General features: G+C 63.0%; 19 protein-coding genes. 2 read left to right on the top strand and 17 right to left on the bottom strand.

Features of this window, described 5'->3' with window-relative positions; genetic code table 11:
* Positions 1 to 2 precede the first annotated feature (2 nt).
* The 10 genes from K3146_RS00405 to K3146_RS00360 all read right to left on the bottom strand — a co-directional run bounded on the left by K3146_RS00405 (position 3) and on the right by K3146_RS00360 (position 11,107).
* The gene (locus K3146_RS00405; protein ID WP_221544248.1) at positions 3 to 2,627 is read right to left on the bottom strand and encodes a TonB-dependent receptor; all 2,625 of its coding nucleotides are present in this window, start codon (positions 2,625 to 2,627) and stop codon (positions 3 to 5) included.
* Between the two features lie 209 nt (positions 2,628 to 2,836).
* Positions 2,837 to 3,862 carry a P-type DNA transfer ATPase VirB11 gene (virB11, locus tag K3146_RS00400; RefSeq protein WP_221544247.1) on the bottom strand — a complete coding sequence of 342 codons (1,026 nt, stop codon included), beginning with the start codon at positions 3,860 to 3,862 and terminating at the stop codon, positions 2,837 to 2,839.
* Positions 3,863 to 3,870: 8 nt separating this feature from the next.
* Positions 3,871 to 4,986, bottom strand: a complete 1,116-nt coding sequence (locus K3146_RS00395; protein ID WP_221544246.1) for a TrbI/VirB10 family protein — start codon at positions 4,984 to 4,986, stop codon at positions 3,871 to 3,873.
* Between the two features lie 2 nt (positions 4,987 to 4,988).
* Positions 4,989 to 5,753 carry a TrbG/VirB9 family P-type conjugative transfer protein gene (locus tag K3146_RS00390; protein WP_221544245.1) on the bottom strand — a complete coding sequence of 255 codons (765 nt, stop codon included), beginning with the start codon at positions 5,751 to 5,753 and terminating at the stop codon, positions 4,989 to 4,991.
* Positions 5,750 to 6,919: a TrbL/VirB6 family protein gene (locus K3146_RS00385; RefSeq protein WP_221544244.1), complete on the bottom strand. Its 1,170-nt coding sequence runs from the start codon at positions 6,917 to 6,919 to the stop codon at positions 5,750 to 5,752. Before K3146_RS00385 ends, K3146_RS00390 begins: the two co-directional genes overlap by 4 nt.
* Positions 6,916 to 9,348, bottom strand: a complete 2,433-nt coding sequence (locus tag K3146_RS00380; protein ID WP_221544243.1) for a VirB4 family type IV secretion/conjugal transfer ATPase — start codon at positions 9,346 to 9,348, stop codon at positions 6,916 to 6,918. The genes K3146_RS00385 and K3146_RS00380 overlap by 4 nt, the downstream gene beginning before the upstream one ends.
* Positions 9,338 to 9,622, bottom strand: coding sequence for a VirB3 family type IV secretion system protein (locus K3146_RS00375; RefSeq protein WP_221544242.1), 285 nt, complete (start codon positions 9,620 to 9,622; stop codon positions 9,338 to 9,340). The genes K3146_RS00380 and K3146_RS00375 overlap by 11 nt, the downstream gene beginning before the upstream one ends.
* A 1-nt stretch (position 9,623) precedes the next feature.
* On the bottom strand, positions 9,624 to 9,926 hold the full coding sequence (locus K3146_RS00370; RefSeq protein WP_221544241.1) for a TrbC/VirB2 family protein: 303 nt from the start codon (positions 9,924 to 9,926) through the stop codon (positions 9,624 to 9,626).
* 6 nt (positions 9,927 to 9,932) lie between these two features.
* Positions 9,933 to 10,556: a lytic transglycosylase domain-containing protein gene (locus K3146_RS00365; protein ID WP_247711019.1), complete on the bottom strand. Its 624-nt coding sequence runs from the start codon at positions 10,554 to 10,556 to the stop codon at positions 9,933 to 9,935.
* A gap of 167 nt (positions 10,557 to 10,723) precedes the next feature.
* Complete coding sequence (locus tag K3146_RS00360) at positions 10,724 to 11,107, bottom strand: hypothetical protein (protein WP_221544239.1); 384 nt, start codon at positions 11,105 to 11,107, stop codon at positions 10,724 to 10,726.
* Positions 11,108 to 11,343: 236 nt separating this feature from the next.
* Between K3146_RS00360 and K3146_RS00355 the strand changes: the two genes are divergently transcribed.
* Complete coding sequence (locus K3146_RS00355) at positions 11,344 to 12,918, top strand: hypothetical protein (protein WP_221544238.1); 1,575 nt, start codon at positions 11,344 to 11,346, stop codon at positions 12,916 to 12,918.
* A 112-nt stretch (positions 12,919 to 13,030) separates the two neighbouring features.
* Complete coding sequence (locus K3146_RS00350; RefSeq protein WP_221544237.1) at positions 13,031 to 15,796, top strand: TonB-dependent receptor domain-containing protein; 2,766 nt, start codon at positions 13,031 to 13,033, stop codon at positions 15,794 to 15,796.
* Positions 15,797 to 15,881: 85 nt separating this feature from the next.
* Here K3146_RS00350 and K3146_RS00345 read toward each other — a convergent pair whose 3' ends face one another.
* From K3146_RS00345 to K3146_RS00315, 7 genes are all read right to left on the bottom strand, one after another.
* Positions 15,882 to 16,556, bottom strand: a complete 675-nt coding sequence (locus tag K3146_RS00345; protein ID WP_425594586.1) for a response regulator transcription factor — start codon at positions 16,554 to 16,556, stop codon at positions 15,882 to 15,884.
* A gap of 96 nt (positions 16,557 to 16,652) precedes the next feature.
* Complete coding sequence (locus K3146_RS00340; RefSeq protein WP_221544235.1) at positions 16,653 to 17,675, bottom strand: aldo/keto reductase; 1,023 nt, start codon at positions 17,673 to 17,675, stop codon at positions 16,653 to 16,655.
* Positions 17,676 to 17,679: 4 nt separating this feature from the next.
* On the bottom strand, positions 17,680 to 18,411 hold the full coding sequence (locus tag K3146_RS00335) for an SDR family NAD(P)-dependent oxidoreductase (protein ID WP_221544234.1): 732 nt from the start codon (positions 18,409 to 18,411) through the stop codon (positions 17,680 to 17,682).
* Between the two features lie 24 nt (positions 18,412 to 18,435).
* Positions 18,436 to 19,578 carry an acyl-CoA dehydrogenase family protein gene (locus K3146_RS00330; protein WP_221544233.1) on the bottom strand — a complete coding sequence of 381 codons (1,143 nt, stop codon included), beginning with the start codon at positions 19,576 to 19,578 and terminating at the stop codon, positions 18,436 to 18,438.
* Positions 19,579 to 19,581: 3 nt separating this feature from the next.
* A complete protein-coding gene (locus K3146_RS00325) occupies positions 19,582 to 20,559 on the bottom strand; it encodes an NAD(P)H-dependent flavin oxidoreductase (protein ID WP_221544232.1) in 978 nt (325 codons plus the stop codon).
* A gap of 61 nt (positions 20,560 to 20,620) precedes the next feature.
* Positions 20,621 to 21,211: a flavin reductase family protein gene (locus tag K3146_RS00320; RefSeq protein ID WP_221544231.1), complete on the bottom strand. Its 591-nt coding sequence runs from the start codon at positions 21,209 to 21,211 to the stop codon at positions 20,621 to 20,623.
* A 41-nt stretch (positions 21,212 to 21,252) separates the two neighbouring features.
* Positions 21,253 to 22,764, bottom strand: a complete 1,512-nt coding sequence (locus K3146_RS00315; RefSeq protein WP_221544230.1) for a tryptophan halogenase family protein — start codon at positions 22,762 to 22,764, stop codon at positions 21,253 to 21,255.
* Positions 22,765 to 22,912 lie beyond the last annotated feature (148 nt).

Raw genomic sequence — 22,912 nt, 5'->3', positions numbered from 1 at the left:
TCCTAGAACTCGCCGCGAACGGTGATACCGTAAGTACGCGGTTCCTCGATGAAGGCGCTGCGTGAAGTGGCAAGGCCCGAACCGGAAAGCGGCGTGTTGAAGGTGATGCCGCGGGTAATCTCATTGGTGAGATTGCGGCCCCACAGCTCGATGCTGACCTGATCACCCGGAAGGGTGACGCCGACACGCGCATTGAGCTTGATATTGGCTTCCTGGACGTCGAACGCCACCGGGCCAGTAATCACACCGCCAGAGCTCAGCAGCCCCTTGGTACTGGTGCGGCGAGAGCTTTCGTACCGCACATTCATATTGGCCAGGAAACCCCAGTCGCTACTGCCGATCGGGCCATCGAAGGTCATCCCCCCGACAGCGACCAGCTTGGGCGCATTGGTCAGCTGCGTTCCGCATAGCTCGAGCGCCGGATTCGGGCCGCCCGCTGCAACATAGCGGGCATCGCATCCGTCACCATATTCCGCATCGGTATAGGTGATCGAGAGCGAATTGCTGAAGCTGGGCGTCCACTGGGAGAATAGCTCCAGTTCGACACCCTGCGCCGTCACGTCGTCCACGTTGAATGTCTGGAACTGGGTGCCGGTGAATTCGAGCACCTGGAAGTTCGCGAGTTCATTGTAGAAGAGGGCAACGTTGGCTCGGCCCCGGCCCTCGAAGATCGTGGCTTTCATGCCCAGCTCGTAGGAGTCGATCTCCTCGGAATCGAACCGCGGATCCCCGCCGCTTGCTGCAGCGGTCGAGTCGAGGTTGAAGCCGCCCGCCTTGTAGCCGTGCGTAAAGCCGCCGTAGAACAACAGGTCCGGGTTCGGCTCGTACGATGCCTGCGCGGTGTAGATGAATTCGGTATCCTTGAACGTAAGGTCGAATTCAGCCGGGAGGAAGCTCACGCCCAGCGCCGGAGCGGCGAAGGGGAAGCAGTTCAGGAATGCCGCCGGGCCATTGGCCGCAGGGGTGGAAAGCGCCCCGGCAACCGCTGCCCCCAGGATCGGCTCGAGCAGGCTGAACGCCGTCGCTTGGGGAGTACCCGCCAAGGTCAGACCGGCAAGGCAGGCCGGATTGTTAGCGTCGAGCTGGTTGTAGCTGCCGTCCTTCTTGTCATCCACATAGCGACCACCGAGCGTGATCTTGAACTCGTCGGTCACGCTGAAGATGTTGTGCGTGAAGATCGACCAGCTGCGTCCCTGCTGTTCGTAACGGTTGTACCCGAAGGAATTGTCCGCACTGATCGGGGTTGCAAAGATGGTCGGGTCGGGTGTGCCTGCCAGCACTGAGTTGATATAGGCACCCGATTGGGCGACCAGGCCGAGATAGGCAGGTGCCAAAGGACCGAGTACGGCGCCGAAGTTCGCCTGCCCGACGAAACTCTGGAAATCGGGCCCGAGCGTGAGGCTGGCCTCCTCGACGATATCTTCGTCGGCGTAATAGGCCCCCACGAGGTAGTCGACGATGCCCGCATTACCCTGCAGGCGAAGTTCGGCCGTGAAGGTCTTGATGTCATCGTAAGTCGGAGGAAGGTTATCCTCCGTCACACCGGCGACCGAGTAGACCTGCGCGCCCTGGAAATCGTCCTGAATGCTGGTGCCGCGGAAATCACGATAACCGACGATTGCGGTCAGTTCTGGGCCGCCGAGATCGAAATTGACCTCACCCGAGACGCCCCATTGCTCCACGCCGTTCCTGAAAGTCTGCGCGTTCGAGAACAGCTGGTCGGACTGGATATCGGGAAGCTCGGTCTGACCGGTAACGGCCGGGAGCCAGTCCACCACGGTTCCGTTGGGGAACGCGCCTGCGGTAAAGGCTGGCGTGTAATTGGCGGAGGTCGAAAGCGAGATAGCGTCGCAGCATTTCTCGTCGGACTTCTGGTAGTCCGCGATGAGACGCACGCTCACCAGATCGCCCGGCTCGAACAGCAACTGGCCACGCACCATGTAACGGTCGCGATCGTTGACCTCTTCGCCTAGTCCATTGATAAGGAAACCGTCACGCTGGCGATAGGCGCCGCTGATGCGCGCGCCCGCAACACCTGGTGCAAGCGGCACATTCACCGCGCCCTGGACGTTGATGAAGTCCCAATTGCCGTAGCTGGCTTTCACGAAGCCGCCGAACTCGTTGAGGTTTGGCGGAGTGTTCCGCACCACGAGCGCACCTGCAGTCGTATTGCGGCCGAACAGCGTGCCCTGCGGACCGCGAAGGATCTCGACCTGCTGCACGTCGACCAGCTCGCCGAGTGCCACGCCCGGACGAGACTGATAGACACCGTCGATGAACACACCGACGGCACTTTCGAGACCGATGTTGTTGCCCGTCGTACCGATGCCGCGAATACGGATCGAAGTACCTTGGCTCTCTGTTTGCGAGCTTTGAATATTGAAGCTGGGAGCCACCGTGCTCAGCGTCTGGATATTGTTGATGCCCTGCCGTTCGAGCTGGACCGGTGTTACCGCGGTCACGGCGATCGGAATGTCCTGGACGTCCGACGCGCGCTGGGTAGCGGTAACGATGATGATGTTCTCGTCGACGACCGGATCATCGGTCTCGTCGGCATCCTGTGCATAAGCTGGTACAGCGATTGCACCGGCACAGATGCCGGCCATCAGGGTGGCCCTGATCCTCATAAACCCTCTCCTCATCCCCGGCCCACTCATACGGGGGCCTAGATCAAGGCTATCACACATTCGTATGCGTGCAAGGTTTCGCGCATGAATCTTGCGCAGAACCATCCGTTTGAGAATTGTTGTTGCAGTGCAGCAAGCGCAATCGAAAGCGCTGACGCTACGGCATCGCAGCGTAACGACCACCTTCCGCTACGGCTTTGGCTGGTGGGTCAGAGCAACTCGTGGCTTTGCGCAATGTGCGCGATGCCGCGCTTGCCGCTCGAATCGCGACTTAATTGCACCACCACATCGATCACACTGGCGGCGTAGGCGATCGTATCGGACCTCGTCAGTCCAATGCCCGTCTGCATGACCATCAGCGACAATTGCTCGAGTGCACCGCGTAGCGAGTTGGCGTGGATCGTCGAGAAACTTCCGGGGTGGCCAGTGTTGATCGCGCGCAGGAAGGAAACACTTTCCGCGCCGCGCAACTCGCCCAGAACGATACGGTCCGGGCGAAGGCGGAGCGCCGCCTGCAAGAGTTCGTTGGCAGTAACCTTGGCCTCGCCCAGTTCGCCTTTGACCGCGACGAGGCCTACGCCGTTTTCGCCGGGGAGCTTCAGTTCGGGCGTGTCTTCGACGAGCACCACACGCTCCTGCTTGGGTATCTCGCCGAGCATGGCGTTGAGGAAGGTCGTCTTCCCGGTGCTGGTACCGCCCGAGACAAGGATGGTGCGGCGCTGGCGGATCGCTTCGCGCAGGAAAGCCACCGGCTGGGCCTGCGGGTCTGGCATGGCCCCTTGCCTGGGCGCGGCGAGCGGGCCTTGGTCGTAGGCATCAAGCGGGAGGTCGAGACGGCGGTGGCGTCGGATCGCCATGGCCCAGTGCTTGCGCGCTGCCGGCGGGCCGCAGAACTGGATACGCGCGCCATCGGGCAGCGTTGCCCCGAGCAGCGGATGCTCGCGATTGATACCTTGGTGACTGACGCGCGCAACCTGTTCGGCAAGGCGCTGGATCAGCCGATCGTCGATATCCGGCCGCACGACCTTCTGCATGCCGCCGCGTGCAGCATCCTCGATCCACACCTCGCCCGGTCTGTTGACGAGGATCTCGGTCACCGTGTCGCGCCCGAGCCATTCGGCAAAGGGCTTGAGATAGGCGTCGAGATAGACGCTCCGTTCGCCGTGAAGGTCGACGTTGGGCGCGTCCTCTTCCGGATGGTCGTCCGGCAGGAAGGGGTGGATATCGGCGCTCATGCGCGCTCTCAGCTGACCTGCGAGAAGTCGAGATCGCGCGCGGTGAAGATACGGATCGGTTCGCCCTGGCGTACGCGCACGGTCGGGCTGCGCTTGCCGTCCTGTTCGGCAGCCGAAGCCGCCGCGCTGGAGCCTGCACCGCCGACAACGACAGCCCCTGCACCACCAGTCGCCAGCGTGCCGATGCCGCCTACGACCGAAAGCAACATGGCCGACCCGAAGCGCTTGAAGAAACCATTACCCGAAACCTTGCCGGCGAGGCCGGTGGTGCCGTCGAAGCCCACTGCAGGCGAGGCGAGATTGACCGAGGCACCGTCAGGGCGGATCAGGCGAGTCCAGATGACATAGGCGCGCTTCTGGCCGTTCTGCATGCCGGACTGGTACTGGCCGATCAGGCGGCTCGAACGCGGGACGAGGATCTTGGTCCCGTCGAAGCTGCGCACATCCTGGCTGACGACGGCACGGACATAGCCGGGCACATTGGTGTCGATCGCCGTCTCGAGGATCGCCGGGATCAGCGTGCCTTGCGTGACGGTGGTCGAAGGGTTGGTCATTGCCGTCGCTTGCGCCGGAGCGCCGCCAACGCCGCCAACGCGGCTCGCGAAATCGGTTGCCGATCCGCCGCCGACGCTTGCCGCTGCGCCATCGACACCTTCACCCGCGCCTGCCGCAACATTTGCCGCAGACGGGCCCGCGTCGAAGACAACCGTGGGGTTGTTATAGGGATTGGTCATGGTCGACGGCATCGGTTCCGCCGAGAGCACGGGTGCCGGGGCGGGCGCTGCCATCGCCGCGGTCTGCGCCGGAGTTGGCGGAGCGATGCGTGCAGGAGGCGGAGCAATCGGTTGCGGTGCGGGCTGGGCCGCAGCCTGTTGGCCCCCGCCGATGCTCGGCTGTTCGGGCATGCGCGCCGAATTCATGCTCCACAGCGTAATTGCGCCGAGACCCGCCACGATGGCGATCCCGGCAACCATGCCGAGTGCATCCGACTTGCCGCCCGGCCGGGCGACTGCAGGGAAGGAATTGCGCTGAGCCAGGTCGATGACATCTGCATCGCTGTCGTCACGCGGATCGGTGTCGTTGGCGATATCGCTTTTCTGCTGGATGCGATTGGCAAGACGCATGATCAGTCTCCCCTCTGGGCGAATGCAGCATCGCTGCGAGTTCTGGTGGCACTACGTTCGGGACCGCTGTTGATGAGAACCGCGCTATCTTCGCCTGCGCGAAGGACCAAGCGGCGCGGAACCCCGTCGATGACGATCGTGTCGCCGCGCACGGTGTAATTGACCGGGCCTTCCTCACCCTTGGAGTTGGTGCGGAGGATGGCCGGCACGTCGCGGCCAGTCGGCCAGGTCAGGAACGTGGCCTCGCCGTCGTCGAATGCGCGATCGGGCAGGAGGCTTGCGGAACCCTCGCCGCTCCACGCAAAGTTCAAATCGGACGGATCGACCGAAGCGAAGGGATCGGCAGGCTGCTCGGCCTCGGCCAGCTGCGATGCCTGCGGCGTGTCTGTCGTTTCGGCAGGGTCCGCGGGATAATCGAAACGCAGCACGTAAACCGGCTTTGCCGTCGGGCTTGCCACGAGGTCGAACAGATAGGTCCGCTTGCTCGTGACGACCGTGAGGTTCGTCGAGGCACGCGGATCGAGCGGCTTCACAAACAGCATGTTGGCCCGCTTGTTCGGGGTCACCTGCCAGGTCGAGGAATTGCCGATTGCGACATTCTCGATCGTCTCGTCATCGCCGAAGATGATGCTGGCCTGCACATTGACGCGACCATGCAGGGTGAAGACCTCCGACTCGTCGTAGGTCACCTCTTGTAGGCGTGAATCCGCCAGCGCCGGGGTGGCGGCGAGCGAGAGGGCAAGCGCGGTAAGAAGCGCGCGATTCATGAGCTTTTCTCCGTGGAACCGAGACTGCGCGGCGGGGCGGCCTTGAAGCGGCTGCCGATACCCGACGTGCGGCTGGGTCCGGCATTGGCCGGTCCCGTCTGAGCGCCACCTGAAGCGGTGGCATAAACTTTCGTGGTGCGGACGGTGCTGCCGCCGCTGTCATTGGCGGCCGACCCCATGGCGAGGGCCGAGACGTCGATGCGGCGTGCCTGTTCGCTTGCCTGCGTGGCGGCCTGCGCCTGCGCGAGCGGCTGCGCAATGACCGTCGAGGGTGCCGTAGTTGGCGTAACCGAGCTTCCACGATCTTCCTTGGACGGGACCAGCCCGAAGACCGTCCAGCCGGAAACCATCGCGCTGGCTACCTTGAACACCATGATCATCAGCGCGACATGGACCGCGCCGATCATGAAGAAGGCCATGCCTGCCTGCGCCGGGACGAAGCCGGGCTGCGCGGTGAGCGAGGACAGGATCGGTACGGCAAGCTCGAGCATGATCGAACCGCCCAGTACCGCAAACAGCGGGGCTACCGCAGTCATCACCACGCCCTTGAGCCAGCCGGTGAAAAGGCCGCGCGTGCCGTTGAACAGCGCCATGACCACGAAGATCGGGCCGAGCGCCACGAGGATGCCGAGCGCGATCTTGGTCGTGACCAACAGGCCGACCGTGCCGAGCATGAACAGCATCGCGCCGAGCCACATCATACCGCGCGGACTGAAGGCCGAGATATCCTGGTCGCTGCCGCTCGCCTCCTGGATCGCGATGAAGACCACGTCGATCTTCTGCGCGAAGGTATCGGTGGCAGAGCCCTGTCCGCCGGTAAGCTGGCCTGCGAGCCAGTCCGGGGCGAGGACGAACATGTTCCACACAACGCTCTGATAGGCGGCCCAGCTCGTGGCGAAGGTGAGCACGAGGCCCAGCGTCATCATGCGCGGAACCAGCGAGCGCACGCCCAGATTGGTGCGGCCGGTCAGCAGCAGGAAGCCAAAGATGGCAATGTAGAGCGTGAGGACGATCGTCAGTGTGGTTGCGAGCGCGCCGCCCGGCGCGAATAGCTTGCCGAAAGCAGCCGCGCTCGCTTCGCTGGCGACGCAGTCCACACCGCGCAGCGCTGCGGCTACGCCGTTGCCGACCTGTTCGGCGGCCTGCTGGCAGGTAGCGCTCGTCATTCGGCGGCCTGCCCGAATTCGATATCGTCGTTCTGCGCATCTTCCGCACCGCCGGGCCATGCCGTGCCGGTGAGCGCGGGGAACCAGTCGGCGGGCGCATCGCCCACGGCTTCGCGCAGCAGGTCGAGGCGGCGGACGGAGCTTTCACGTCCCGACAGGAGTGTCAGCACTTCGGGTGCACCCGACAGATCGAGGCGGACTACGACGCTGGCGTCGGGCTGCCGGACGAGGAAACAGCGGCTGTGCGCGGGCAAAGTGCGGATCAGTGCGAGCTCGTGGCTGGTGAGGCCGAAACCGTCGCAATAGTCCTCTGCACGGGCGCGTGAGTTGGGCATGAAGATCATCGTCGCCGTCTGCTCGACCAGCGCGGTCGAGATGCGGCTTTCAAGGGCATCGCGGGCCGATTGCGTGGCGAAGCCAACCAGCGCATTGCGCTTACGCAGCGTCTTGAGCCAGTCGCGGATGCGTGCGGCGAAGACCTCATCGTCCAGCGCCTTCCATCCCTCGTCGATGAGGATCATCGTGGGCTTGCCGTCGAGACGCTGCTCGATGCGGTGGAAGAGATACATCATGACCGGCGTGCGCAGCTTGGGGTTCTCCAGCAGCGCGGTCATGTCGAAACCGAGCACGCGGGCCGACAGGTCGAGCCGGTCCTGCGCGTTGTCGAACAGCCAGGCGTTCTCGCCCTCGCCGATCCAGGCCGAAAGACGATCCGACAGATCGCCCGGCTGCGGACGGCGGCTGCCCGAAAGCAGTTCCTTGAAATGGCGCAGGCGGCGCAGCGAAGCGTCATTGGCATAAGCCGCGTCTACGGCGTGCGCGATGGTCGCTTCTTCTTCCGGACCATGTGCATTGAGCAGCACGCCCAGCCAGTCGCGCAGGAAGGCCTTGTTGCCCGGCGTGTCGCGCAGGGCGAGCGGGTTGAAACCGGTCGGCATGCCCGCACGGATGCTGTCGTAGCGTCCGCCGATGCCGCGAACGAACAGTTCCGCACCGCGATCCTTGTCGAAGAGGACAGTGCGCGGTGCGAACTTCTGCGCCTGCGCGGCGAGGAAGTTCATCACCACGGTCTTGCCCGAGCCGCTCGGCCCGATGACCGAGAAATTGCCGAGATCGCCATGGTGGAAATTGAAGAAGAAAGGCGTCGCGCTGGTCGTTTCCAGCAGCGTGACCGCTTCGCCCCAGTGGTTGCCCTGCGCCTGCCCCAGGGCGAAGCCGTGGAGCGAACCGAAGCTAGCCATATTGGCCGAGGAGATCAGCGCGCGGCGGACGAGATAGCCCTCATTACCCGGGAACTGGCCCCAAAAGGCCGGTTCGAGATTGGTGTCCTCGCGCACGGCAATTGCGCCCGTATCGGCAAGCGCCGCGGAACAGGCCGCAGTCGCATCGTCGAGCGCACCGAGATCGCGTTCCTTGACCATGACCGTGAGGTGATGGTCGCCAAAACCCACGGCCCCTGCGCCGAGTTCGTCGCGCGCGGCCATCATGTCGGCACGTTCGGCCATGGCGTCCTCGTCGGCGCTCTTGAGGCGGCGGATCGCCAGATCCATCCGCTCGCGCGCGGTCTGGCGCTCTGCCGGGGCATAGCTTTCCGAAACCACCATCTCGAAGGGAAGGCGCAGCAAGCCGTCTAGCAGGCCGGGGCTGGTCGCCTCGGGATAATCCTTGAGGCCGAGGATCGCGCCGAAATCGGGCGAACCCGATCCACGCAGCTCCATGGCATCCAAGCCGAAGCTGACGCGGCGATAAGGGAGCATCATGCCGAGATCGACGTCATCGGTCGGCTTGCGCACCGGGCGCATCTCGCCATTGTAGAGCGCCGAGAGCAGCTCGAGCATCTCGGAATTCACCTGACCCTGCGGGCCGACATAATCGCCCAGCACGGCAGCACCGTATGCGGTCAGCGAGGCGACAAGGCCCTGCGCGGCCGCGCGCAGCGACCGCATGTCCTTGGGATCGGCTTCGAGCCCGTCCTTCCGGCCTCGCACCTTCTTGCCGACACGTTCGACGAGACCTGCCTTACCGCGCGCGGGGCGGCGGATCAGCGTGATGAACTGGTCGTTCACGAACAGCTGGCCGGAGCCGAGGCGTTCCTTCCAACGCGCATCAATATGGCGGCTGATGGGATCGGGGAATTCGGCATCCAGTTCCACCGACACGCGGCGGCGGATGACGTGGTGATACATGACGAAGCGCGCGTCGAGCGTGCTGCGGAGCATCACCTCACGGGTTGCCGCGTGGGCGTTCAGCGCTTCGCTATCCTCGGTCTCAAACAGGAGGCCAGGGACCTGGATTGCGGTCATCACGCTGCCGTCGCGCAGCAGCACGGTGTGCTGGTCGACCAGCCTTGCATAGGGCAGGCGGTCGCCGGCGCGGGCTTCCTTCGCGCTCCACGAAGCGGGGCCAATCCATTTGCCGTTACGCGGCATAGCTATTGCACCCCCAGTGCTTGTAATTCTTCACCCGCGGGCACTTCGAAACCTTGGTGATCCAAAGGTCGAAGACTCGCGGCTCGCGAAGGCAGGCGAAATAGCCGATGCCGTGCATGACCACGAAGGTCGCCAATGCCAAAAAGCTACCGGTGATCAGGAATGCCTCGGTCGTCACCACCCCGTTGATGATGAAATAGTTGAACGTCACCCCCGCGAACATCTGCGGGCGCGTGAGCGCTCTGTGGACGGGGTGGCGGACAAGCGTGGTCATCTTACGCTGCCACGCCCTGGATGCCGGCGACGATCGAAGCCGCACCGAACACGATGAAAACGCCGATGATCACGGTCGCGCCGAAACGCCAGTTGAGGCGGCCGGTCAGCATCATGAAGCCGACTGCAGCAACGGCCATCACGGCAACTGCCGTCGCGACATTGCCAAGCAGCGTGCCCTGCAGCCACGCGAGCGCGTTGACGACAGGGCCCGCACCGGCGGGATCCTGCTGCACCTGTGCCATAGCGGCGGTGGGGCTGATCAGCGCGGCCAGCACGGCCAGTTTGGCGAGAAGCGATTTCAAAACTCGTTACTCCCTCGAGTGATCTGCAAGGCGGCCCATGATCGAGGCCACGTAAAGCTGCGTTTCGCGGATGCGCGGGATACCCCCTGCACGTTCGACCCTGCCGGGCCCCGCATTGTAGGCGGCCAGCGCCTTTTCCAAATCTCCATCGAACCGGTCGAGCTGCGCACGCAGGTAGCGCGCGCCGCCTTCGAGGTTCGCAAAGGGGTCCTTCGGATCGACCCCTAGCTCGCGTGCCGTCGCCGGCATCAATTGCGCCAGGCCCTGCGCACCGACCGGCGAGACGGCATCGTGCCGCCAGCGGCTTTCCTGCCAGACCATCGCTTCGATCAGCGACGGGCTGAGATCGTACTTCGCTGCCAGTTCAGCCACCTTGGCGCGGTAGACCTGGGGTACGCCACTGGCGTGCTCTTCTGGTTTGGCAACGACCTGATCGGGCACGAAAATTTCGACCGGCACCTCTTCAACCGGAGCGATTTCGACCGCCCCGGCATCGAGCTCGCCAGTCAGCGCGGCGCTTCCGCCGGCAACCCAGCGCGCACCGTCACCATCTATCTCCATGACATCCGCCTTTGCTGGAAAGGCGGCCAGCGCGGCGACGAGCGATGCCGTCACCAACGCCGGGTGCATGCGAATCATAATCGAACACCCTCCAAGCGGACCCATTGGTCACATTACATGACAGTGGGGTGACGTAACCCGTCATATGGTAAATTTTCGTTAAACGGTGCACAAAAACAGCCCGTAGCCACTAGAGGGCCCGGGCTGAATTTACGCTTAAGAAGTAGTGGTTCGGGTCAGCGGTTGGCGAGCGCCACGTAATTGTGGAATTCTCCTTCGTCGAGCATCGCCAGCCCCCGCCGGGCCAAGACCTTGGAATCCACCCATTCGCCGGTCGCGGTTTCAAGATCAAAGCGATCAGAATTGCGCGCCGCGGCCGTGAACCGAATGCGTGCCTCTTCATAATCGCCCACGCGCGCAAGGGCGACGGCGTGATTGATCTGGCGGGCGGGATCGCGGTGCGAGGCCTTCTCGCACTGTTCGATCTTGGCCAGCGCTTCCTGGTCGTGCCCGACGACCAGTTCCGAATAGCCGATATCATATTCGCTCTCGGGCGCGGTCACCACGAGGGCGGAGCTGTCTGCGACCAGAAGGATCGCGGCTGCAGCGATCAAGGACATGCGGTTTCTCCCAATATTTTGTCCTCGATATGCCCCACACACCCCAATCGCAACAAAACTGTAACATTGTCATATTTCTGAAATGCGCGCGTTTCGGCCGGTTTCTTGTTGATACTGCAACATAACGGTCATGGAGCGACACAAACTGTCACACGGCGTCCCTAGCCGGCGAGTCGCGATCAACGAATTCGCATTCCGATTCTCCGACTCATCCGGTTTTCGAGGGGACCGTTCCTGTGACCAATTTTTACCGTTCGCTTATTCTCGGCACGTCTGCACTGGCCCTTGCCGGATGCGGCGCCGACGAAATCGTTTCGCCCGGCACTGGCGGCAACATCACCATCAACACCGGCGGTGGTGGCGGTGGCGGCACGCCCACCCCGACCCCGACGCCGACTTCTTCGCTGGTCACGCCCGCAGCCGGCTGTCCGACGATCAGCGATCCGGTCGGCCTGACTGACGATGGCACCATCTCCGGCCCGACCGGCGAGTACCGCGTCTGCACCATGCCCGCGCGCTTCACTGCCAGCTCCACCCTGCCCTATATCGAAGGCCTGCTCTATCGCATGAACGGCCGCGTCGATGTCGGCACCGATGGCGGCCCTGCCCCCGATGCCAGCGACGGCCTTTCGGACACCGATGTCGAACTGACCATCGAACCGGGCGTTATCGTCTATGCCTCGGGTTCGAGCTTCCTCAACGTCAACCGCGGCAACACGATCCAGGCCAACGGCACCGCCGCCCGCCCGATCATCTTCACCAGCCGCGACAACGTCCAGGGTCTGAACACCGACAGCTCGTCGGGCCAGTGGGGCGGTGTCGTCCTCTCGGGCCGTGCCCCGGTCACCGACTGCATCGCCAGCGGAGCCACCCCGGGCAGCGTAAACTGCGAACGCCAGGTCGAAGGCGCGGCCCAGCCCGCCATCTTCGGCGGCGCCACCCCGGGCGACAGCTCGGGCAGCATGAGCTATGTCCAGATCCGCTATTCGGGCTTCGTCCTTTCGGGCGACAGCGAGCTGCAGTCGCTGACCACCGGCGGTACCGGATCGGGCACCACGCTCAGCCACATCATGAGCTACAACAGCTCGGATGACGGCGTCGAGTTCTTCGGCGGCGAAGTGAATGTCACGAACCTGATCGTGGTCGGCGCGGAAGACGACAGCATCGACACAGACACGGGCGTCAAGGCGAACCTCCAGTATGTCATCGCCATCCAGCGTCCCGGCGCCGGCGACACCATCATCGAGGCCGATTCCGACAACGCCTTCAACGACAGCACGCCCCGTCAGAACACCCGCATCTCGAACGCTACTTTCGTTCACCAGAAAGCGGACGACCAGGTGATCCGTATCCGCGGCTTTGCCGACTACTCGATCGCCAACTCGGTCCTCGTGTCGAACCAGGGCACGGCCTGCCTGCGTGTCGACGGCCAGGAGGAGCTGACCCGCACCACCGGTCCCGATGAAAGCGGCCCGGTCGCCTTCGACAGCTTCGTGCTCGATTGCGCCACCGCCTTCCGCGATGGTTCGGGTGCGACCGCTGCGGACGTCCAGACGGTCTTCGACGCCGGTTCGAACAACAATTCGGCATTCACCAACACGCTGCAGACGCTGTTCCGCAATGGCACGAACGAAGACGCCGTGAACGTCTTCGACGTGACTGCATGGGGCAGCTTCTTCCAGCTTCCGGCCCGCGTCGGTGCAGTCTTCACCGAGAACGCAAGCTGGGTGAATGGCTGGACCTGCAACTCGAGCACCGTGACGTTCGACAACGGCGTTTCGGGCTGCGCGACCCTGCCGGTCTACAACTGATCGACCGATCACTGGGCGGAGGTCGCGCACGTCCCGCGCGCCCTCCGCCCGAACTCCATCCATTGGGGGCAAACCCCGCAAGATTTTCGACCAACCCGAGGGGGTCATTCACATGTCATCCCGCCAGCAGCTGGCAGCCGCGCTCCTGCTCTCCACAGCCCTGACTTATCCCGCTGCCGCCATCGCGCAGAGCACCGGGTCCGAAGGTCCGCCGCCGACCGAAGAGGAGGTTCCCGACGAGGAACTCACCGATGACGTCGATACCGCGAACGACACTGTTCCCGGCGACATTGCCGGTGAGGAACCGGCAGCGGAAGAACAGGCGCAGCCCGACATCTCGATCCCCGGCGGCACCATCGTCGTGACCGGTCGGCGCAACCGCGACATCACCCGCGCATCGCCGCAGGTCGTGACCGTCCTCGATACCGAGAGCATCGCTCGCACAGGCGAAGGCGACATCGCCGGCGCGCTCGGCCGCGTGACGGGTCTCTCGCAACAGGGCGGCCTCGTCTATGTGCGCGGCCTCGGCGATCGCTACTCTCTCGCCCTCCTCAACGGCCTCCCGCTTCCCTCGCCGCAGCCCTTGAGCCGCGTCGTCCCGCTCGACATTTTCCCAACCAGCGTCGTTGCGTCGAGCCTGGTGCAGAAGACCTATTCGGCCAACTTCCCCGGAGAATTCGGCGGCGGCGTGGTCAACCTAACCACCCGGGCCATCCCGGATGAAAGCTTCGTCACGGTCAGCGGTTCGCTCAGCGGCGATACCGAGACCACATTTGGCCCCGGCTACACCTATTTCGGTGGCGACTGGGATTGGACCGGATTCGACGAAGGTCGCCGCGACGTTTCGAACTATTCCGCGCTGCAGGGATTTTTCGACAGCGGCGCGCGGATCAATGACGAAGGCGTTGATACCCGCGCTATCCTTCAGGACCTGAACGATCCGAACCTCTACCTTATGCAGAAGGTCGGCGATCTCCCGGCAAACTTCAGCGCTGGTGTGACGGCGGGAACCTCCTTGGACGTTGGCTCCGACGGCCGGCTCGGCATCATCGCCACGGCCTCAATCAGCAACAAGTGGCGCAATCGCTTCATCACCAAGCAGACCGCGGTCAACGCAGAGCTGGAGCTCGACACCGACTTCCGCGAGTTCGCGACCGACGACCGCGTACTGGTGAATGGCCTGCTCGGCTTCGGCTACGAGTTCGGCGAGCACAGGCTGCGCTTCACCAATGTCTATATCCACGACACGCTCAAGCGCGCCTCGCTGGAAGAAGGCACCGACTTCCAGGACGGCGACGACGAGCTGATTCAGGATACGTCCTGGTTCGAGCGCCAGCTGATCAACAGCCAGTTTGTCGGCGAATTCGAGTTCGGCGATATCTCGGTCGACCTGCGCGGTGGTTATGCCCAGACGCAGCGCGAAGCTCCCTTCGAGTGGACCTTCGAATACGTCCGCACCAATAATGCGAACGATCCCTTCGGCGACATCTATCTCAATACGCTCGATCCGCAGCGCGGCGGGGCCATCGTCAGCTTCTCCGACCTGACCGAAGACCTATGGTACGGCGGCATCGACCTCGGCTACGTGTTCAACGACTGGCTGAACGCCACCGTGGGCTACGCATATACCGACACGGATCGCTTCTCGACCCGGCGCGAGTTCGACATTCGCGCGACCTCGAACTTCCCCGAGGCCTTCGGCGCGTTCCGGCCGGACAATCTGCTTGGCGATGCGCTGATCGACTTTGCTTTCGACCGCGATGCCCAGACTCTCGCGGGCCTTGGCCCCTACGAACTGGTCATCTTCGAGACCACGCAGTCGGACCCGGCTTTCGAGGCCGCACTGGAAATCCAGGCCGCCTACGGCAAGGTCAACATCCGCCCGCTCGACACGGTCTCCCTCGATGTCGGCGTGCGCTACGAGGATGCGACCCAGTCGGTCACGGCCGTCGAGGTCTTCGCTGAACCGCTTGGCTCGTCATCGGGTACGTTGCTCCAGAACGACTACTGGCTCCCCGGCGGGACGCTGACCTGGGAGCTGACCGACAGCCTCCAGTTCCGCGCCAGCGCGTCGAAGACCATCGCCCGCCCGCAGTTCCGCGAGCTGATCTTCCAGACCTATTTCGATCCGGAAACCAACCGCCAGTTCAACGGCAACCCGCGCCTCGTCGATAGCGAGCTGACCAACTACGAGGCGCGTCTCGAATATTACCTCGGCGGAGGCAGCCGAGCGAGCATTGCCGGCTTCTACAAGGACATCGAAAACCCGATCGAAGTCTTCACCAGCTTCTCCGACAATGAGATCATCAGCGGCTTTGCCAATGCACCTCAGGCCGAGCTCTACGGTCTCGAGGCGGAGTTCCAGTACAATATCGACCTGTTCGATCTGGGCGGCTGGTTCGACAGCCAGCAGCTGGTGACCATCGCCAACTACACCTACACCCAGTCGGAGATAAAAGTCGGCGATAGCGACATTGCGCGGGTCTTCCCCTTTGCGGACCAGCCGGCGACGAACTTCTTCGATGACGGCGTTCCGCTGACCGGCCAGTCCGATCACCTGATCAATTTCCAGCTTGGCCTCGAAGACCTCGACCGTTTGAGCCAGTTCACCCTGCTGGTGAAATACGCCAGCGAGCGTGTGACCAGCCGCGGCGCAGGGCCGCTACCCGACATCATCCAGGAACCGGGCCTCACACTCGATTTCGTCGTGCGCCAGGGTTTCGACCTGTTCGGACAGGAGATCGAAATGAAGTTCGAAGCGCGAAATCTCACTGGTCGCGGCAACGAGGAGTTCCAGACCAATGGCGCGAGACGCATCGAGATCAACAGCTACGACATCGGTACCAGCTTCAGCCTGGGTGCTTCGTTGAAATTCTAATAACGATCCTCAACCCAAACTCGAAAGGGCCGCTTCCTCTGGAGGCGGCCCTTCTTTTTGGCTGATTGGCGTTAGCGCCGGAAGATCAATGGCTGTCGTAAACGTAACCCAGCGACCGGACCGTGCGGATCGGATCCCCGGCTCCGACTTCGCGCAGCGCCCGGCGCAACCGTCCGACCCACACATCCACCGTCCGCTCGTCGATCGGTGGATCCTGCTTGCCCAGCCCGTCGATCAGTTCGGTGCGGCTAAGGACACGGTCGGCATTCTCCGCAAAAAAGCGCAGCAATCGGAACTCGTTCGGCCGGAGCGCAATGGCCCTGTCCTGCCAACGGGCTTGCAAAGCCGGCAGATCGATCTCAAGATCGCCAAGGCGGAAAGGCTTGGTCGAGACGGTAGCAGCCCGGCCGGTCCCAAGCGCGAGCACCCGATCGAGTACGTTGGTCCGCTCTACCGGGCCGACCATGTAATCGTCAGCCCCTGCTGCCAGCGAACGACGCTTGTCTTCGGCGTCGCAGGTTTCGAGCACGATCGTGATGTGCGCCTCGGCCGTCCGCGGGTCGGCGCGCAGCCGGCGGCACATCTCGAGCCCCGACATCTCGTCCATTACCCAGTCGATGAAGGCGCATACCGGACCTTCGAGCAATCGCTGCGGTCCCGCTCCTGTCAATCGGTCGAACACAAACCGTGTTGCGCCATGATCGAAATCGGCAAAATCCGAAGCGTCTTGGCTGGTGATTAGAATCGTCGTCACATTCACGCCCGCGCGTTCCCTGTCCCCTGGATCGGGAATCAGCGATGGCGCAGTCATGTGACTGGTGTGTGACCGTTAATCGCCGACTGTAACAGTCGCGGATCAGCCCTCCTTGAGCGTCAATTTCCCGAAGCTTGGCGCGGTCGAGGCCACCCCGACCGGTGTCTTCGGCAGATAGGGTTTTTCGAGCCGTTCGACCTCTGCATCGGTCAGATCGAGCGACATTGCTTCCACCGCTGCACCAATATGGCCAGGCTTGGTCGCGCCAATGATCGGAGAGGTCATGCCACGCGCGAAATGCCATGCCAGCGATACCGTGGCGCGCGAGGTTCCGCGCTCCTCTGCGATCGCGCCGACGGCCTCGATCACTTCGCGGTCGGCATCGACATTCTGGGTGTAGAGCATCTTGCCGAAACCGTCGGTCTCGCTGCGCACCGTGCTCTCGTCCCATGCGCGGGCGAGCCGGCCGCGCGCCAGCGGCGACCATGGGATCAGGCTCACGCCCTGGTCCAGGCACAGCGGGATCATCTCGCGCTCTTCCTCTCGGTAGAGCAGGTTCACGTGGTTCTGCATCGAGATGAAGGTGGTCCAGCCCATGCTACGCGCCACTTCCTGTGCCTTGGCGAACTGCCACGCCTGCATCGAGGAGGCGCCGATATAGCGCGCCTTGCCCGACTTCACGATATCGTGCAGCGCCTCCATCGTCTCCTCGATCGGCGTCGTCTCGTCCCAACGGTGGATCTGGAACAGGTCAACGTAATCCATCTTCAGCCGGGCAAGGCTGTCGTCGATGGCCTGGAAGAGGCTCTTCCTCGAATTGCCACCCGCATTGGGCGTGTTGCGCCACGGCAGGAAAGCTTTGGTCGCGAGCACGATCTCGTCGCGATGGGTGAACTCGGGCAGCAGCTTGCCCACGACCTCTTCCGACGCGCCCTTGGAATACATGTTGGCGGTATCGAAGAAGTTGATCCCGGCCTCCACCGCCTCGCGGATGAAGGGGCGGCTTTCCTCCTCGCCCAACACCCAATCGCCGTGCCAGCCCTTGGTCGTATCGCCATAGCTCATGCAGCCAAGGCAGAGGCGCGAAACCTTGAGGCCGGAGGGTCCGAGATTGACGTAGTCCATCGATTCAGCTCGCCACGCTCAGACCGCCGTCGACGCTGATTGTCTGGCCGACGACGTAGTCGGCCAGAGGCGAGGCAAGGAATAGTGCAGCACCCGCCATGTCCTCTGGCAGGCCGAGACGGCCGCGCGGCGTGGTCGAGATAATGTGCTTCTGGGTCTTTTCGTCCGAGAGGAAGGCGTCGTTGATCTTGGTGTGGACATAGCCCGGAGCGATACCGTTGACGCGAATGCCTTCGGCGGCGAAGGCAACACCCAGCGATTTCACCATGCTGATCGCGCCAGCCTTGCTGGCTCCATAGGCGGGGTTGCCGACCAACCCGCGATAACCACCGATCGAGCTGATGATCAGGAGCGACCCGCCCGTGTCGGCAAGCTTCTGGCGCGTCGCATTGGCGCAATCGAGCAAGGAATCGAGATTGACTTCCATGACCGCATCCCAGCCTTCGCGGGTAAACTCCTCGCGGCCATAGCGTGCGATACCCTGGCAGAGCACGACGACATCTAGCGTCTCGGGCCATTCGAACGCATCAAGGGCATCGCGATCCGACACGTCGAGCGAGTGGAAGGCGAGCCCTTCCATGTCGCTGTCGGGATATTCCCCGGCAGATCCGCGCGTCCCGGTGACGAGAACCTTGGCGCCTGCCATTCGAAAGCCATGCGCGATGCCATTACCGATCCCGCTCGTGCCCCCAATCACGAGGACGGTCTTGCCGGAGTAATCGAGCGGATTGGTCATTGGTCTCTCCTTTGGTCGCGGCGATCAGATCGCGCGGCTCACGACTTCCTTCATGATCTCATTGGTGCCGCCGTAGATCCGCTGGACCCGGGCATCGCGCCACAACCGGGCAATAGGATACTCGTTCATGTAGCCCGCACCGCCATGCAATTGGAGCGCAGCATCGCAGCATTCCCACTGGAGGTCGGTGTGCCACAGCTTGGCCGCGCTGGCCTCATCAGTGGTGAGCTCGCCCCTTAGATGGCGCAGGATGGCCCAGTCGAGATGCGCCCAGCCGACCTGCAGCTTCGCGGACAGGTCCGCGAGTGTGAACTTTGTGTTCTGGAATTCGAACACGGTCTTGCCGAAAGCCTTGCGGTCCTTGGTGAACTTGACCGCCTCGTCGAAGGCGCGCTGCGCCCCGGCCTGCGCGCCGACCGCGATGGAGAGGCGTTCCTGCGGCAGTTCCTCCATCAGGTGGATGAAGCCGCGGCCTTCCCCGCCCAGCAGGTTTTCCTTCGGCACACGGCAATCGTTGAAGAACAGCTCGGAAGTGTCGGCCGCATGCTGGCCGATCTTGTCGAGATTGCGCCCGCGCTCGAAGCCCGGCGTCCCTGCATCGACGAGGATCAGCGAGGTGCCCTTGGCGCCCTGGCTCGGGTCGGTCTTGCAGACCACGATCACGCAATCGGCGTTCTGGCCATTGGTGATGTAGGTCTTAGAGCCGTTGATGACCCATTCGCCGCCATCGAGCACCGCCGTCGTGCGGACGCCCTGCAGGTCGCTGCCCGCGCCCGGCTCGGTCATCGCGATGGCAGTGATGATGTCGCCCGACACCATGCCCGGAAGGTACTTCGCCTTCTGCTCCTCGGTCCCGAGGCGTTCGAAGTAATTGACGGTGATGTCGTTCTGCAGCGTGAAACCGGCGGACGAACCCATGTAGCTGAGCTCTTCCGCGATCACGCAATTGAAGCCGAAATCGAGACCGAGGCCGCCGTTCTCTTCGGATACGGTCGGGCACAGCATCCCCGCTTCGCCCAAAGCCTTCCACGCCTCGCGGCCGACGATGCCCTCTTCCTCATGCTTATCGAGATAAGGGACCATGTGTTCGGCAAAGACCTTGCGCACGGTATCGCGGAAGGCCTCGTGGTCCTCGTTATAGGCAAAGCGCTTGGCCGTATCGAGCATGGGTCAGCCCGCCTGGAAGCCGGCGAGGCGCTGGGTGATGATCTGTTCGGCCTGCGCCATGATATTGTCGATCAGTTCCTGGCAGGTCGGAATGTCGTTGATGAGGCCTGCAACAATGCCGCAGGACCATGCGCCCGCATCCATGTCGCCTTCGGTCATGATGCGCGGATAGACGCCTGCGACCTGTTCGATGATGTCCTCGAACTTGAGGTCGTCGCCTTTCTCCTTCTCGATCTTGAGCAGTTCCTCGACCGCGTCATTGGTCATCACGCGTTCGGTATTGCGCAGCGGACGCATGACGAGGCGGGTGTCGAGCTCGCTCGCTGCGACGATCGCCGCCTTCACGTTTTCGTGCACCGGCGCTTCCTTGGTGGCGATGAAGCGTGTGCCCATGTTCATGCCGTCCGCGCCCATGGCGAGCGATGCGACGAGGCTGCGGCCGTCGGCCATGCCGCCGCTGGCGACGAAGGGGATTTCCAGCTCGTCCGCTGCGCGGGGCAGCAGGATCATGTTCGGGATATCGTCCTCGCCCGGATGGCCGCCGCATTCGAAGCCGTCGACCGAAACCGCATCGCAGCCGATGGACTGGGCCTTCAGGCTATGGCGCACGCTGGTGCATTTGTGGATCACCTTGACGCCGGCATCCTTGAAGTAAGGAAGAACCTGAGCGGGATTGTTGCCGGCAGTCTCGACGATCTTCACCCCGCCCTCGATGATGACCCGCACCAGGCCCGGATAATCGGGCGCGTTGACCGTGGGGAGGAAAGTGAGGTTCACGCCGAACGGCTTGTCGGTCATGTCCTTGCAGCGCGCGATCTCGTTGGCGAGCTTTTCGGGCGTACCCTGAGTCAGGCCGGTGATGATGCCGAGGCCGCCCGCATTGGATACCGCCGCCGCCATCTCCGCAAAGCCGACATAATGCATGCCGCCCTGGATGATCGGATGCTCGATGCCGAACATTTCGGTGATGCGGGTTTTCATGGGGCCTCTCCTCAAAGTCTGATTGCGTTTTGCAACCGGTATCGGCGGGAGAGTGCAGAGTCTAGCGCTTCGCCACCCGCTCGAGCGCCGCGAACAGCTCGCGCCCGCGATCCGTAAGGGAAAGGCCCTCGGCTGTGTCTTCGGCCAGCCCTTCCCGCTCCAGATCGGCGCCGCTGGGCGCGCGCATGATGCGGCCGTACTGCCCGCCGTGATAGATCAGTGGCTCGGCCTCGCGGCGGTCGAATTCGATCACTTCGCCGAGGAAGATCGCATGATCGCCGCCCTCATATTCGAAGCGCGCGCGGCAGCCGAAGCGGGCGGCGCAACCCTCGATCAAGGGAGCACCTTCCGGACCGTCGGCCAGAGAGAGGCCCTCGAACTTGTCGATTGCTGGAGTAGCAAACCGGTCGGACATCGCCTGCTGGTCTGCGGCGAGAACATGCACCGCCCAACGCTCGGCATCGCGGAACACAGGGAGGCTGCCGGAATGAAGCGAAAGGCTCCAAAGCACCATCGGGGGATCGAGGCTGACCGAGTTGAAGCTGTTCGCCGTCAGGCCGACCGGTCGCCCCTCGCCGTCACGCGCGGTGACAATTGTCACGCCGGTCGCGAAGGAGCCGAGCGCGTTGCGGAAGGCGTGCGGGTCGAACATCTGAGACGTGCGCTAGAGCGCCGCCCGCCCAAGGGCAAGCGTCAGGCGGCCACCATCGGCGCAGGGCAGTATTTTTCCAAATATTGCTGGTGTCCGGGCATGCGCTGGACCAGCCACTGGATCGACTTGGCCATTTCGTCGATCTCCTGCGCCGAGCGGTCGGCAACGCCATCGGCCATCGGACTGGTACCCTCCATCGTCAGGCCCTGTCCCATCATCACAGCCGCCCAGCTCGTCGTGGTGAAAAGCTCGTCCTCCTCGCGGAAGACCTGGCCGTTTGCCTTGAAGATCTCGATTTTCTCGGTGAGCGTGTCGGGCACGTCCATCGTGCGGCAATAGTCCCAGAAGGGGGAATCGTCGCGACGCGTCACCTTGTAGTGCAGAACGAGAAAGTCGCGGATCCGCTCGTATTCCTTCACTGTCAGGCGGTTGAAGGTGCTCGCCTGCGCCTCGTTCACACCGTCAAGCGACATGGTGGCGATAAGCTTGTTCACGCCGGTGTTGATGAGGTGGATCGAAGTACTTTCCAGCGGCTCCATGAAGCCGGAAGCCAGACCGAGCGCGACGACATTCTTGTTCCAGAATTTCTTCCGGCGCCCGGTGACGAAGCGAAGGTGGTTCGGATCCGCTGTCGGTTTGCCTGCAAGATTCTGGATCAGGATATCGGTTGCCTCGTCCGGTTCCATGAACTGGCTACAGTAAACATGGCCATTGCCGTTGCGGTGCTGCAGCGGGACCTGCCACTGCCAGCCCGCCTTGTGCGCCGTCGCCTTGGTGAAGGGCGGCGGCGGCGAGCCGTCATCACGATTGCAGGGCAGCGCCACTGCCCGGTCGCACGGCAGGTAGTGGGTCCAGTCCTCGTATCCCGTTTCGAGCGTCTGCTCGATCAACAAGCCACGAAAGCCGGTGCAATCGACGAAGAAGTCGCCATGGATCTCCTCGTCATTGTCCATCGTTAGCGTCGTGACGAACCCGCTCTCGCCATCGACAGCGACGTTCTTGACGATGCCCTCGCGCCGGACCACGCCGCGCTTCTCGGCGTACTTGCGCAGGTACTTAGCGTAGTCGGTCGCATTGATGTGATAGGCATAGTTCATCGGCGGAAGGTCATCGCTGGAGTAGTCTTGAGTCCGCGAGAACTTCCCGAAATGCGCCGCCATGGTTTCCAGGTTGAACAGCTGGATCGGTCGTTTGTCACCGCGCTGGCGCATCTTGTGCCAGACCTGGTGGAAGCCGATGCCGCCAATGTCATATCCGTAGTTTCCGAAGGGGTGGATGTAGCTCTCGCCTACCTGCCCCCAGTTCTCGAACCGGATGCCGAGCTTGAATGTGCCCTGCACTTCGGAAAGAAACTCGCGCTCGTCGATGCCCAATGCCTGGTTGAATTCGACGAATGGCGGGATGGTTGCCTCGCCGACACCTACCGTGCCGATCATCTCGGATTCGATCACGGTGATCTTGAGATCGCGCCCGTCACGAATCCGCGATAGCGCAGCAGCTGCCATCCAGCCCGCGGTCCCGCCGCCTACGATTACAATATGCTCGATTGCCATGACCCGTCCCTATGCCATCATCGTGCCCCTGTTGCCAGAGCGCCACGGTTGTTGGGAACGTTCATATTGTATCTTGTGAACGCTCACAACCCACGATATGTTTCAAAATGAATGCAGGATTCGACCTGCTGGAATTGCTTGGGACCTA

The sequence above is a fragment of the Qipengyuania vesicularis genome, assembly GCF_019711415.1.
Classification (GTDB): domain Bacteria; phylum Pseudomonadota; class Alphaproteobacteria; order Sphingomonadales; family Sphingomonadaceae; genus Qipengyuania; species Qipengyuania vesicularis.
Note: the sequence above shows the minus strand (reverse complement) of the source record. Positions and strands in the feature narration are given on the sequence as shown.